This window comes from Pseudoalteromonas sp. SCSIO 43210, from assembly GCF_054133285.1.
Window position 1 is genome coordinate 4108337 of sequence record NZ_CP087225.1, and the last position, 14563, is coordinate 4122899.

A 14563-nucleotide genomic window follows, 5' to 3' on the forward strand; every position below is an offset into this window, starting at 1 on the left:
TTATTGCGACTCCATTTTTAAGGATTAAACATGCACAATTTAATAAAAACAAGCGTAGTTGCCCTTACTTTTGCATTTTTAGCTGGTTGTCAAAACCAAATACAAAGCCCTGAACTTAACCAGTGTGCTCAACAAAACTATCAATGTGAAACTACCTGTGAACAGCAGTCAAGTGGCGAAGGCTTAAAGCAACAAGTATGCTCTGGCAAATGTGTTGAAAGCTACAATCAGTGTAAAGTACAAGCCGAAAAATTAGGTGGTATATAAGCGTTTAAAATACTTGGAGCTGTTTATCTTTCAGGCCCTTAATTTTAGGCACAAAAAAACCGCTCAATGAGCGGTTTTTTTATTGCTTATAGTTTATTAATTTAAACCTAGCTTTTTAAGCTCTACTTCTACGAGCTTTGCCGAAAGTGGTACATAACCATCTTTTTCTACAATTTGTTGACCATCTTGCGAAAGCACCATTTTTAAAAATTGTGCTTCGATAGGCGCTAATGGTTTATTTGGGTGTTTATTCACGTAAACGTATAAGAAACGAGATAGCGGGTATTTACCTTGAGCAACGTTATCAAGAGTCGCATCAACAAAATTACTGCCTTTTTTAGCCAATGGAACAGTACGTACACCCGACGTTTTGTAACCAATGCCTGAGTAACCAATTGCATTCAATGATGATGAAATTGACTGTACTACCGATGCAGAGCCTGGTTGTTCATTTACGTTGTTACGAAAGTCACCTTTACACAATGCTTTCTTTTTAAAGTAACCGTAAGTACCTGATACCGAGTTACGTCCGTAAAGTTGAATATCTCTTGCTGCCCAGCTACCAGTTAGGCCAACTTCACTCCAGCGGTTAACTTGCTCTGGTGCTCCACATTTACGAGTCGATGAAAAAATAGCATCTACTTGGTCAATACGAAGACCTTCAATTGGGTTATCTTTATGAACATAAACCGCTAGCGCATCAATAGCAACGCGCACTTCTGTTGGTTTATAACCGTAACGTTTTTCGAACGCTTCGATTTCTTTTGATTTCATTTTTCGGCTCATTGGGCCTAAGTTAGCTGTACCTTCAGTCAATGCAGGTGGTGCAGTAGAAGAACCTGCGGCCTGAATTTGGATATTTACATTTGGGTAAATACGTTTGTACTCTTCAGCCCAAAACGTCATCATGTTGGCTAAAGTATCAGAACCTACCGATGAAAAGTTGCCTGAAACACCACTAATTTTTTGATATTCAGGAATGTTTTTATCTAGTGCAACTGCTTGCGCAGATACGAAAGTTGTAACAGCCACACCCATTGCGGCAACTAAATTTTTAAATTTCATGTCGGGTTCCCCGGTTTGTTCGTCTCATTTACTAACTGTTGCCCACTCTAAAGTGAGTAGATGACAGTTAGATTGCTATTAAGTGACACTTTTATGACTTTGCTTTTTATACCAATTCGCTTAATTCGTTGTTCTACTTTGAGATAAGAAAGTTGTGTTGATAACAAGGCAAAAAATTCGTTATTTAGTTGTTATATATAAGAAATTTTTAACGCAGCTAGCACCAAGTTTAATCCCTCAAATTGATTAAGTATTATTGCGGATTAGTATTAGGGCATGTTGTTCTTTGTGGATTGAAATTTGCTCAATCTAGGGGCGATTAAATCGCGGCGCGAGGTTTGTAACCTAGTGAGCTAAGTAAAAACCGAGCAACTAAGCGTTAACCCTCCCTAGAAAGAACCCCTTGGGCAGCGCATGTTTGGTATTTATGCTGCGTTATCGCCTATTTATGGGGAATATCCACACTACATAGGCTCTGGCTTGCCTAAAAACCAAACATACTTGCAAACTCAACCACTAAATATTAGCACGCCCTAGTATAATTACTTCGCCAACGGAACTATCTTATCGATTGAAAAATCAAAAGAAAAACATGAACCTTTGCCTATTTCACTGCGAATATTTAATTTGCTATCGTGGCGCGTTAGTACATGTTTTGTGATCGCAAGGCCTAAACCCGATCCTCCTGTTGTTCTGCTTCGTGCTTTATCTACCCGATAGAAGCGCTCCGTTAAACGATTAATATGCTCTGGCGCAATACCATCACCATTATCGGTAACACTAAAACAAGCACGATCACCTTTATGCTGCCAGCATACCTGTACTTTGCCGCCAGCTTTGGTGTAATGAATAGCGTTAAAAACGAGATTAGAAAACGCGCTGCGTAGTTCATCCTCAGAGCCTTTAATATCTAAAGTCGCATCAATATCAAAAACAAGTTCATGACCTTTATCCTGATTAATTGATTGTGCTTCGGTTTGAATGTAACCAAGCAACTTCGGAACATTAATTGCTTTATCGTTATCTTGACGCCTAGCACCTTCTATTCGCGAAAGTGATAATAACTGGCTAACCAAGCTATCCATGCGCTTACATTGCTCAAGCATCGTTTTTTGTGCCTTGCCCCACATTGCTGGCGGCGGCATCATATCGCCATCCATCATTTCAAGATAGCCAGATACCACTGTAAGCGGCGTACGTAGTTCATGTGATACATTGGCTACAAAGTCTTTACGCATTTGTTCAAGCTGCTTTAAACGTGTTACATCACGCACAACGACCATTAGCTGTGTACTTGCATATGGCATAACCCTAAATTCAAGTACTTGCTCAACCGCATGTCCATTATCAAGCTCAAGGGCATCATCAAATTCACCTTTGTGCATGTATTTAGCAAACTTAGGTTCGCGAATTAAGTTATCAAGGCGCTGACCGTGATCAGTTGGCCACTGTAGGCCAAGCACCTTAAGTGCTAGTTGATTACACCACACAATACTTAAATCATTTTGCAGTACCACAACAGCATCAGGTACAGCTTCTGCCCCATCGCGAAAGCGCCGAATTAAATCAGCAAGCTCATTACGCTTTTTACGATTGCGGTGCTGTAGATGATAAATGCCTTCGAATACTTGTTCCCACGCACCTTCGCCCTCGGGTGGATTAAAGCTGCGTTGATTAAGTAGCCAATCGCTCAAGCGATAAAGCTGATGATAGTGCCAAATAAGGAGGGAAAAAGATCCTAAAAATAAAAGCAAAAATGGCGCGCCAACCAGCACACCAATTAATAGTAAAGGTAAAAAATAGATAAACAGACGTTTTACTAACGCCTGCTTATTAACAACTCGATACATACACTTACTTTACCTTAGAGTAGTAATACACACGCACGTTATACCAACTGGCTTATAAATGGGGTCTATTTAACGATAAGGTAATTGCGCTATAACTAAGCAAAAATTTTATTTCTAGTTGTGTTCTAAATAAAATTTTTAACAACGTTATAGAGTTATTTAACTCGTTAAATTGTTCAAATATTTATGCAATTTGGTATTACAGCTTACTTGAAAAACGATACCCAGCACCACGTACAGTTTGCACCAAACGGTCATGTCCAAGTGGGCCAATTGCTTTACGCAGGCGACGAATATGCACATCAACCGTGCGATCTTCGACGTAAACGTTAGTTCCCCATACATGATCAAGCAGTTGTTCACGGCTATAAACACGCTCTGGGTGGGTCATAAAAAAGTGTAGCAATCTAAATTCGGTTGGCCCCATATCAAGCTCGTTACCTTCAGAGGTAACACGGTGAGAAATTGGATCTAAGCGCAGGCCATGTACTTCAATAGCTTCCTCTAATGAGGTTGGCGATACACGGCGAATAACTGCTTTAATACGCGCCATAAGCTCTTTAGGGGAAAACGGCTTAGTGACGTAATCGTCAGCCCCTACTTCAAGACCGCGTACTTTGTCTTCTTCTTCGCCACGGGCTGTAAGCATAATAATTGGGATTTGGCGGGTATGTTCATTTTGCTTAAACTTTTTCGCAATTTGAATACCGCTGCCACCTGGCAACATCCAATCAAGTAAAACCATGTCTGGATAAGGTTCAACCATAGCTGCAATTGCAGAGTCATAATCTTCTGCTTCAATCGCCTGAAATCCATTTTGCTCTAAAACAAAAACCAGCATCTCCCTGATAGGAGCTTCGTCATCTACGACTAGTACTTTACGTGACATTCCAATTTATCTCTTACGCTATCGAATTAGTTTTCATTATTATGACTAAGTATGACATTTTTATGAAAGTGTAACGTGTAAATTAAAATGGTGGTAAAAAAAATACAAATTAGTGACAAATAACCTCATTAACGTCATATTTTTAAAACCTTTTTAATATTTAACGCAATAAAAAGAGGTTTACGATAAATTTATGTAATAGCTAACTTTTTGAAATTATCTTTTTTGTATCGCTATTTAAACCACTAAACAATATTAAACTAGCTGGGATCATTGTTTTACTAACCAAGACATTTTTACAGATCGATCGTTTAAAAGTAGCTTTAAAGCCCTTTTAAAATCAACAAACCCGCCTGTGCAACCATCAATACGTTTAAAAATAGATCTAAATTTTACTAAGCCTTAAATAAAGGATCAGATTTTTACCAAGCCGATCCCCCCTCAGATCAGAGTTGTACTTAGTCAAAGCTATAAGTTGTTGATTGTTTGTACAAATAAATAACGATCAGATTATTTCAAAGCCTAAAATAGCGTCAAAGTGTACTTTTCTTAGTAAAATAATGATCCAAAAATAGCTATGTTAGTAAATGCGTGATCCCAAAGTACGGTGTTGGTAATACAGTGATCTGATCAATAAACCGTAATCTGCAATATAAAAAGGGCTAACATTAAAAAAGCCAGTAACAAAGTTACTGGCTTAGGGCCTGTTGACCTTTCAGGATTAAAATTTGTTCAATCTAGGGGCGATTTAATCGCGGCGTGAGGTTTGTAACCTAGCGGGCTAAGTAAAAACCGAGCAAAGCTTCCGCGTCCTGCTCACGCCCCTTACCTACATCCCTGTCTCTTATACACAAGTCTTTGAATATCGTTAAGTCTGTGATCTAATCGATCATCATCACTCATAGATTTATCATATGCACACAAACACTTCTGAAGAATGGGCTCAATTAATTTTTGGTAACGCTAATTTAGGAGATCCGAGACGCACCCGACGATTAGCTCTACTAGCAAGCGATATGGCTGAGAATGCAGACAGCTCAATTGTTAAGGCTTCTGATACACCTGTAAAAATTGAAGCCGCTTATCGTTTCATTAGAAATGAGAAAATATCCCCTCAAGCGATTGCCGATTCAGGATTCTCACAAACGAGTGAAGCGGTAAAGCAGTTGCCTTTGGTTCTCGCTATCCAAGATACGACAGGATTGACATTTAAACACAGTGTTTGCAAAGAATTAGGCGATGTGAACTGTGCAAATACATTAGGAAAACCATCAAAAACAAGAACGCTATATGCGCATTCAACTTTAGCAATTGATGCAGATACGGAGCACGTTATTGGTTTACTCGACCAGTACTATTGGTTTAGGAAATCAAAGGTTAAAGGGACTAAAGATCAACAACAGCAACGCCCTTACGAAGAGAAAGAAAGCTATCGCTGGCAACAAACATTAATGGATATAAAAAAACGTACAGGTGAATTATCAAATATACTTAACATCTGCGACAGAGAAGCTGACATTTATGAGTACATGACTTACCAAAAAGATGAAGGGCATCGATTTTTAGTCAGAGCAAAAGAAAATAGAAAATTAATAGAGCCTCAATGCAATCTCAATCAGTTAATAGAAACAGCGCAGGGTCAGTGTTGTTACACTATTAATATAGCGCAACGTGCGGGAAGAAAAGCGCGTCAGGCCCGAATTACATTGAGCTATCAACCTATAACACTCGCCAAGCCTAAGCGAGTACAAGGGCAAGAATCACCGACATTGAGCGTCAATGTCATTGTCTGTCAGGAAAAAGAAAGTACGCAAAAAAATCCATTATGTTGGATTTTATATACGACAGAGCCCGTAAACACAGCAGAAGATGCCCAGAAATTAGTAAGATACTATGAACTTCGCTGGCGTGTAGAGGAGTTTCATAAAACATGGAAAACAGATGGAACCGAAGTAGAAGATTTACGTTTGCAGCACAGTGATAATATTTTACGAATTGCGATCATTAAAGCGTTTATTGCTGTCAGGTTATTACAGCTGCAAAATATGGCGCAAAGGAGTGAATTAGACAAAGAAGTGAGATGTACAACGTGTGTTAAAGAGTTGACGTGGAAATTACTATGGGCAAAGGTTGAAAAGGATGTGTTGCCGGATAAAGTACCGTCTCTCCATTGGCTATACTATAGTTTAGCGAAATTGGGAGGGTGGTATGACAGTAAAAGAAATGGTCGAGTTGGCGTAAAAGCACTCTGGAAGGGGTGGTTGAAATTAGCAGAAATGGTCGAATCTGCCGAATTGTTAATATCAATTCAGCAGACAGAAAAGTTGTGATCAAGAGACAGACCTACATCCATGTAGGCAACAAAGAGTAAATTGTCCCTAGGCAGAACCCTTCGGGCAGCGCATGTTTGGCATTTATTTCACGTTATCGCCTATTTATGGGGAATAACCACACTTCATAGGCTCTGCCTTGCCTAAATACCAAACATACTGCTGTAAATTTAACCTCGAAAGATAAACAGGCCCTAATAATGATCAATTATAAATTGATCGATTATCTAATTTTAGGGTCTAGCTCACCGCTTAAATATTTAAGGTGCATTTCATCAAGTGAAATTGGCTTAATTTTACTCGCCTGACCAGAGGTACCAAACGAGTTATAGCGTGCAACACAAATCTCTGTCATTGCTTTAGTTGCTTCAGCTAAGTATTTACGAGGATCAAAGTTAGATGGGTTTAACGCCATGTGACGGCGAATTGCACCGGTAGAAGCTAAACGTAAATCAGTATCAATATTTACCTTACGAACACCAAACTTAATACCTTCGACAATTTGCTCAACAGGCACACCATAAGTTTCTGGAATTTCGCCACCATACTGATTAATAATTTCTAACCACTCTTGTGGAACCGAAGATGAACCATGCATCACTAAGTGCGTGTTAGGAATACGTGCATGAATCGCTTTAATGCGGTCAATCGCTAAAATGTCATCTGTTGGTGGGCGCGTAAATTTATAGGCACCGTGCGAAGTACCACATGCAATTGCAAGTGCGTCAACGTGTGTTTTATTTACAAAGTCAGCCGCTTCTTCAGGATCTGTTAGCATTTGCTCAGTGGTTAATATGCCTTCTGCGCCAACGCCATCTTCTTCGCCAGCTTCACCTGTTTCAAGTGAACCAAGTACACCTAGCTCGCCTTCAACCGATACGCCACAGGCATGCGCCATAGCAACAGTTTCACGCGTTACTTCTACATTGTATTCGTAGCTTGAAGGGGTTTTACCGTCGCTCATTAGCGAGCCATCCATCATTACTGATGAAAAACCAAGCTGAATTGAACGCTGACATACACCTGGCGATGTGCCGTGATCTTGGTGCATAACAACGGGGATATGTGGCCATTCTTCAACGGCTGCTAAAATCATATGACGAATAAATGGAGCACCAGCATAAGCACGTGCGCCCGCTGATCCTTGCACGATTACTGGGCTGTTTGTTTTGTCAGCCGCTTCCATTATTGCGCGCATTTGCTCTTGGTTATTAACGTTAAAAGCAGGTACGCCGTAACCATGCTCTGCTGCATGATCTAAAAGTTGTCGCATACTGATTAAAGCCATTGGGTATTCTCCAATTTATCGACAGTAGTTCCCTACCATCTAGTTTGAACGGATTTGTTAGTTTGGCGTTATAACAACACCACGAAAAACCACTGCTTTGCAGTAAAATTCCGTCTAAATTAACTATTAAATTAGGGTGAGAGGTATTTAATAATTAATTGTCGGTGAGGGCTATTACCCCCTCACCTTACGCGACTAAAATTACTTAGCGCGCGATTCTAGCATTTCAACTGCTGGCAGTTTTTTGCCTTCTAAAAACTCTAAGAACGCACCACCACCAGTAGAAATATAAGAAACTTTATCGGCAATGCCGTATTTATCAATGGCGGCTAAGGTATCACCGCCACCCGCAATTGAAAACGCATTTGAGTTAGCAATTGCTTGTGCAATAGCACGAGTGCCATTACCAAACTGATCAAACTCGAACACGCCTACTGGACCATTCCATACAACAGTGCCCGCATTTGCAATGATTTTTGCAAGCTTGCTCGCTGTATCAGGGCCAATATCAAAAATCATATCGTCGCTTGTCACTTCACTTACATCTTTAAGCGTAGCTACAGCAGATTCAGAAAACTCATTACCAACAACTACGTCAGTCGGTACCGGGATTTCGCCATTATTAGCAATCGCTGCTGCACATAAACGGTTCGCTTCATCCATTAAATCAGGTTCGTAAAGCGATTTACCAACTGGGCTACCTGATGCCGCGATGAAGGTATTTGCAATACCACCACCGGTAACTAACTGATCGACAATTTTAGAAAGTGAATCTAAAACGGTTAATTTAGTTGAAACTTTAGAACCACCTACAATCGCCACTAATGGACGAGCTGGGTTATCAAGTGCCTTGCCTAATGCTTCTAGCTCAGCCGATAACAGCGGACCTGCACATGCAACATCGGCAAATAAGCCAACGCCATGGGTAGATGCTTGTGCACGGTGAGCCGTACCAAATGCATCCATTACATATACATCACACAGTGCTGCTAGTTGCTTAGATAGCGCTTCGTCGTTTTTCTTCTCGCCTTTATTAAAGCGCACGTTTTCAAAAACAACCACTTCGTTATCAGCAATATCAACACCATTTAGGTAATCTTTTTCTAAACGCACAGTTTGCTCAAGGGCATCGTTTAAGTAATCAGCTACAGGTGCAAGCGAAAACGCTTCATCGTATTCCCCTTCCGTAGGACGGCCAAGGTGTGACATAACCATTACTTTAGCGCCTTTCTCAAGGGCTAGTTTAATAGTAGGTAGTGCTGCACGAATACGCGCATCTGACGTCACTTTACCTGCTTTAACTGGTACATTTAAATCTTCACGAATTAATACGCGTTTGCCGTTTAAATCTAAATCTACCATTTTTATGACCGACATGAACATCTCCTTAGTTAACGATACTGAACCTGAAAAATACGTTTAAAATTATTATATTAATAAATTACTTATTCACTGCCATCATAGCACGCGCTGTGTCGAGCATACGATTAGCAAAACCCCATTCATTATCACACCATACTAATAACTTTATCAGTCGTTTGTGACTAACACGTGTTTGTGTGCCATCAATAATACAAGAATGTGGGTCGTGATTAAAATCAACCGATACAAGCGGCTCTTCGGTATAACTTAAAATACCTTCTAAGCGATCTTTTGCTTGTGCTTTAAGTGCATTATTTACTGCGTTTAAATCTACATCGGTATTAACCGTTACACTTAAATCCATTGCCGTTACATTTATAGTCGGAACTCGTACGGCAATTGCCTCAAAACGACCTTTAAACTTTGGTAAAATACGGTCTATACCACGGGCAAGCTTTGTATCAACTGGAATAATTGATTGGCTTGCAGCGCGAGTACGGCGTAAATCATGATGATAACCATCAATCACTTGTTGATCGTTCATCGACGCATGAATCGTTGTAATAGCGCCCGACTCAATACCAAATGCATCATCTAATACTTTAATAACCGGCACAACACAGTTAGTTGTACACGAGCCGTTAGACACAATTGTATGTTCGCTTTTAAGCTCATCGTCGTTAATACCATACACAATAGTGGCATCAACATCGTTGTCGGCCGGATGTGAAAACAACACCTTTTTAGCACCTGCTGTAATATGTAACTGCGCATGTTCGCGCGAGTGATAAACACCTGTACATTCAAGTACAACGTCTACATCGAGCGTTTGCCAAGGTAATTCAATTGGGTTTTCTTCACAAAAAAGTGCAATGGTATCGCCTGCAACACTAATGGTGTCTTCACCAAGTTTTACAGGAAAAGAAAAGCGACCGTGGGATGTGTCGTATTTTAATAAATGAGCAATAGCTTCAGGATCAGCAAGTTCGTTAATCGCAACAATTTTTATATCGTCGCTCAAACCAGACTCGTATAACGCGCGGACAATATTTCGACCAATACGACCAAAACCATTAATTGCAAGTTTGATTGCCATGAAATATAAAATCCACTCTTTTAGCGTGCAGATAAAGGCAATATGCCTTTTAGATGGCTGTATTGTAATCGACCTTGCATCTGATTATAAGAGGGAAGCATTAGAAACTTTAAATTAAGAGTAAAGTACAAATATATTTCAAAACATTTAAGTTACGTAATCATCTAGCAGCTATGACTTAGATACCTATTTAAAACAACCTGCCATCCTACTACCACCATAGTATTTGACCGCTGATATTGGTTTATCGTGTATACGATTAAAGTTGCCAAACCAATTGCTGTAAACAAGCCTACTAACAAAACTAAATGACCAGAGCTGTTTTTCGAGAAAATCTAATCCATTTATCTTAGCAAAAGGAAATCTATGAGGCTCAAATAATATGCTATAAATAATGAGTTCTATTAAATCACATTATTTTACAAAATGTATCACCCTCTCTGTGTTCCCCGGCTGTATCTCCTACTCTTGTTCGTGTTAATATTAGGCACAAATAACAACATTGTTTATTTTCAGGGTTATTAATGGCTACAAATAAAAATTCAAATAGAGTATACATTATACTCATGTTTTTAGGCATGGTCCCTTGGGCATCTTATACATACTATCACTCTATGTATGGTGCATCAGAGATGGCTTGGTTTTGTCTTATTAATCTAATATTTCTTTTATACTGTGCAATAACAGCTGTTCGTTATGGTTTGAAAAGTTATCATAAGAAGCTTTTAACTTATATTTTAGGGCTTGGTATTATATATACATCTTATTATTTTGATGTGCGGGGAATTGTTTACCTCTATCCTTTTATTATCGTGATGTACTATACGAATACGACAAACAAAGCTCTCTTAATTAGCTTGATTTTCGCTATAGCTTCGTTATACGCAGTTAGTTTCCAACAAGTTATCCGAGTAGTCATTGGTTTATCTATTAGTATTTCGATAACTATAATTATCTCATATTTATATTCGAAAAACTTGAAAAGAAATGAATTGAAATTAATTAAAGAAGCTAACAAAGACTATCTAACAGGTATTAATAATAGGAGAAGTATTACTTTTTGGATTAAGCATCAGTTTAAAAATTTAGAGCCCACTACACAGCTTGTTTTCTACTACATAGATATCGATAATTTTAAACGGGTAAACGATACTTATGGCCATACTGTCGGTGACTTATTGCTTAAAGAAATTAGCCAAAAACTTATTACATTTATAGATGAAGTAAAAACAAATAAAAATGTCCTCGATGGTACGGTATCAAGAGTCGCAGGTGATGAGTTTATAGTTGTATTGAAAGTCTCGAATAATAATTTTCATATTACCGAAACAGCCAATGAGTTATTAAAAAAAATTAATTTATCAATGTATATAGAGCGTGTAAAGTTCAAATTAGATGCTTGTATTGGAGTATCAACAACTAACGATCTCAAATTAACACCTTTACAGGCAATTAGCGATGCTGATCAAGCTATGTTCAAAGCTAAAAAAACGGGGAAAAATAGAATAGAGTTTTTTAATGAAAAATTATCAAATGAACTAGTCGTCAAAAACGAAATTATTATAGCACTGGACCGCGCGATAGAAATAAAGTCCTTTTTTCTAAATTTCATGCCTATTTATAATTCTAATGAAATGATTGGTGTAGAAATACTAATTAGAAATGACGACGAAATTTTAAAAAAACATGGGCCAGATAAATATATTCCTATAGCGGAGGAAGCAGGCCTAATATCAAGAATTGACTTTATAGTAATTGAAAAAGCATTTAATGAAATAAAAAAAATATTACCAATAATTAAAAATAAAAAATTCTTTTTTGCTATAAACATTTCAGCTTTGGAGCTAAATTCAGAGTCTTTCATTGGGAAAATACTTAAATTAATAACAAAGTATAATATTCCCCCCGAAATAATCGAGTTTGAAATAACAGAAACAAGCTTAATAACTAGAGAAGAAAATGCAACTCGAACTCTAGAACAATTAAAAAATGAAGGCTTTAAGTTATCCTTGGATGACTTTGGCACTGGATATACAGCCTTTAATCAGTTGCAAAACTATCCGGTTAACACTTTAAAAATAGATCGTAGTTTCATTAATAACATTAATGAAACTACGATAAGTAATAAAAATAAGAACTCTATGGTTGAAGTGATTTTGTCTTTAGCTAATTTATATGATTTAAATGTAGTGGCTGAAGGTGTTGAAACTGAATTTCAGTTAGATTATTTAAAGTCATTAGGATGCCATTTTTTTCAAGGATATTTATTATCAAAACCTATCGATATAGATGAATTTAAATCCAAATTGTTTTTATAAAAAAGCTAAAAATCAAACAAAAACAAATTCGTTAAAGAGTTCCCCGTACTTACTGTTATTATTTTACGTCTAAATCAAACACCACGTTTATTGATGATGTAAAAATTATTGTTTCATCCACATACCGCACCTGTTCGAATGGATTTGAGTTAGCACCAGAACCTGGAAAAATTAAACTATTAACATTATTAGTAGGGTATCTTTCAGGGCAAGAGCATGAAAAAAGTCTATGCGTTCAGTACCGTTTCAAGGTAGGCTGTACTGCGCATAGCTTTTTTCTGTTTTGCGGGCATGCCTTTACTAAAACTTTTTTCTGCTTTTAGCTGATTAAATGCGATGTGTCTCAGCCCCGCAAATACAGGTGCTGCACCTTCGCGCCTAATTCGACACTCATCTTCTTTAAATCCTACATCTAAACGCCAATGTAATCCATTTTCTATTTGCCAATGTTGTCGTGCTCCTCTCGCGAGTTCTTCCGCTGTTAAATTCGCTGAACTAATATAGTATCTATAGCATAACTCATTGCTTAATTTACCTTTTTCTTTTCTATAAGAAACAATAACACCCACTGTTTTTACACCTTCCCAGTGTATCGTTTCTGATAAACCGCTCACGTTATGGCTCACTGCACAGCACCTAAATTCTTCTCTATTTTTTTGATAATCGGCTTCGTTAAACAAGAGCCCATCAGATGCTTGTCGTGCTACCTCAGGTAATAACACATCTTCTATTTGTGACAGTAGCCTTTTATGGTTTGCTTTTACCGCAAGTAAGTAATCGGCTTCTTTACCAACTATTTTTTTGCAATTGATTTTTGACACCCCATAGCGTCAATCGTTACTAAGCAGCCTTTTATCTCTAATAATTCAAGCAGCTCTGGCAACGCTTTTATTTCATTCGACTTTTTATCAACAGGGCATTGTGCCAAAACAACACCATTTTCGCATGCAAATGCACTGATCATATAAAGCGCATCGCGTCTATCTGACTGATTAAATGAACCTTTCAATCGTTTACCGTCAATAGCAACTACACCGCCTTGAGTTAATTTGGAGCAGGCTTTCATCCAAGAAGAAAAGGAATCTTGGAATTGCGTCATGTCAATACGGCTCATTACACGAGCAATTGTGTCATGGCGAGGGATCCCTTGTTCAAGAAGAACATATTTTCTGAGCCAATCTAGTCTATCATGACCAAAATCTTCAATCTCTTCCCAGCCCTGACAGCCTGAAACAACAGCGCTAACAGCTAAGAATATGATATCAAATAGTTTATGAACAACTTTACCTTGTTGGCGAGGGTCGTCGATTGATTCGAAATATTTAAATAGCTGAATGTTAGACATGGGGATGCTCCTTAAAAAAGGAGTATAAGATCATACTTTTAAGTCAAGGTAAAGTTCGTGATCTTGCCCTGGGGTATCTTTGATGATTAGCAGTTGAATTAATACTATAAACTTTTCCAAGTTCAACGCCAAATGCTTTAGCAAGCATGCTTCCTTTAGCTATTGCGTCATCTACTGCAGCTTGTGTTGCCTGCGCCTCTAACAACTTTGCTTTTGAAGATAAACTCTCGATTGCTATAACATTATTTATTTTTAGACTTTGTGCAAATTCAATAAAACCATCTATTTTTTTAATATCGTTTATTGTTACTTTAACCGTTTTTAGCGCTAAGTATTTATCGCCTGAAACAGTCCCCGTTTCTGTACCAATAATATTGTATACATTGCTTTTTAAACCAGATACAAAAATATCGTCTTGCTCAAAACCGTATTTATCGACTCCTTCAAGTAACAAGTTAATCTGGGTATCAAGATCTCGTTTAGCCTCAAGCAACGTATCTTTAATGCTCGTTACTTCAAAAGAAACTTGAGCCATGTCAGGCTCAACTAATATCTCAGCAGTCCCTTGAACCGTAATATGACGATTTGTAGCTAAGCTTGAATTAGCAAAAGTGATGAGTGGGAATAATGTTAGAAAAATAGTGATAATGAGTTTCATATTCGTTCCTTGAAGTAATTAGTTAGATAATGATTACGCAACTGTACCTATAGTCATACGGATAACAATAAAAGTAAACTGTCCTTTATTGTAGG

Annotated in this window: 10 protein-coding genes and 1 pseudogene; 3 read left to right on the plus strand and 8 right to left on the minus strand. The window is 38.0% G+C overall.

Translation table 11 applies throughout. From position 1 onward, the window contains the following. Positions 1-30: 30 nt before the first annotated feature. Positions 31-267, plus strand: a complete 237-nt coding sequence (locus LOS73_RS17975) for a hypothetical protein (RefSeq protein WP_007377488.1) — start codon at positions 31-33, stop codon at positions 265-267. A gap of 96 nt (positions 268-363) precedes the next feature. On the opposite strand, the gene LOS73_RS17980 is transcribed toward LOS73_RS17975, so the two are convergent. The 3 genes from LOS73_RS17980 to phoB form a co-directional block, all read right to left on the minus strand. Next, positions 364-1332 (minus strand): PstS family phosphate ABC transporter substrate-binding protein, encoded by a 969-nt coding sequence (locus tag LOS73_RS17980; protein WP_007377489.1) that lies wholly within the window; start codon positions 1330-1332, stop codon positions 364-366. Positions 1333-1874: 542 nt separating this feature from the next. Further along, positions 1875-3182: a phosphate regulon sensor histidine kinase PhoR gene (gene phoR / locus LOS73_RS17985; RefSeq protein WP_033041152.1), complete on the minus strand. Its 1308-nt coding sequence runs from the start codon at positions 3180-3182 to the stop codon at positions 1875-1877. Between the two features lie 199 nt (positions 3183-3381). Further along, a complete protein-coding gene (phoB, locus tag LOS73_RS17990; protein ID WP_006791869.1) occupies positions 3382-4071 on the minus strand; it encodes a phosphate regulon transcriptional regulator PhoB in 690 nt (229 codons plus the stop codon). Positions 4072-4985: 914 nt separating this feature from the next. Here phoB and LOS73_RS17995 point away from each other — a divergent pair. Further along, positions 4986-6401, plus strand: a complete 1416-nt coding sequence (locus tag LOS73_RS17995; protein ID WP_457934068.1) for an IS4 family transposase — start codon at positions 4986-4988, stop codon at positions 6399-6401. Between the two features lie 223 nt (positions 6402-6624). Here the strand turns inward: LOS73_RS17995 and fba are convergent, their stop codons facing one another. From fba to epd, 3 genes are all read right to left on the minus strand, one after another. After that, positions 6625-7689: a class II fructose-bisphosphate aldolase gene (gene fba, locus LOS73_RS18000; protein WP_007377491.1), complete on the minus strand. Its 1065-nt coding sequence runs from the start codon at positions 7687-7689 to the stop codon at positions 6625-6627. A gap of 201 nt (positions 7690-7890) precedes the next feature. Further along, positions 7891-9066: a phosphoglycerate kinase gene (locus LOS73_RS18005; RefSeq protein ID WP_007377492.1), complete on the minus strand. Its 1176-nt coding sequence runs from the start codon at positions 9064-9066 to the stop codon at positions 7891-7893. A 64-nt stretch (positions 9067-9130) separates the two neighbouring features. Beyond that, entirely contained in the window at positions 9131-10147 is a 1017-nt protein-coding gene (epd, locus tag LOS73_RS18010) for an erythrose-4-phosphate dehydrogenase (protein ID WP_002961528.1), read from the minus strand. Positions 10148-10671: 524 nt separating this feature from the next. On the opposite strand from epd, the gene LOS73_RS18015 reads away from it, so the two are divergent. Continuing rightward, positions 10672-12465 carry a putative bifunctional diguanylate cyclase/phosphodiesterase gene (locus LOS73_RS18015; RefSeq protein ID WP_007377493.1) on the plus strand — a complete coding sequence of 598 codons (1794 nt, stop codon included), beginning with the start codon at positions 10672-10674 and terminating at the stop codon, positions 12463-12465. A gap of 227 nt (positions 12466-12692) precedes the next feature. Here LOS73_RS18015 and LOS73_RS18020 read toward each other — a convergent pair. Both LOS73_RS18020 and LOS73_RS18025 read right to left on the minus strand, forming a co-directional pair. Next, positions 12693-13810 (minus strand): annotated as a pseudogene (locus LOS73_RS18020) (ISAs1 family transposase). A 43-nt stretch (positions 13811-13853) separates the two neighbouring features. Beyond that, positions 13854-14468: an SIMPL domain-containing protein gene (locus LOS73_RS18025; RefSeq protein ID WP_457934069.1), complete on the minus strand. Its 615-nt coding sequence runs from the start codon at positions 14466-14468 to the stop codon at positions 13854-13856. Positions 14469-14563 lie beyond the last annotated feature (95 nt).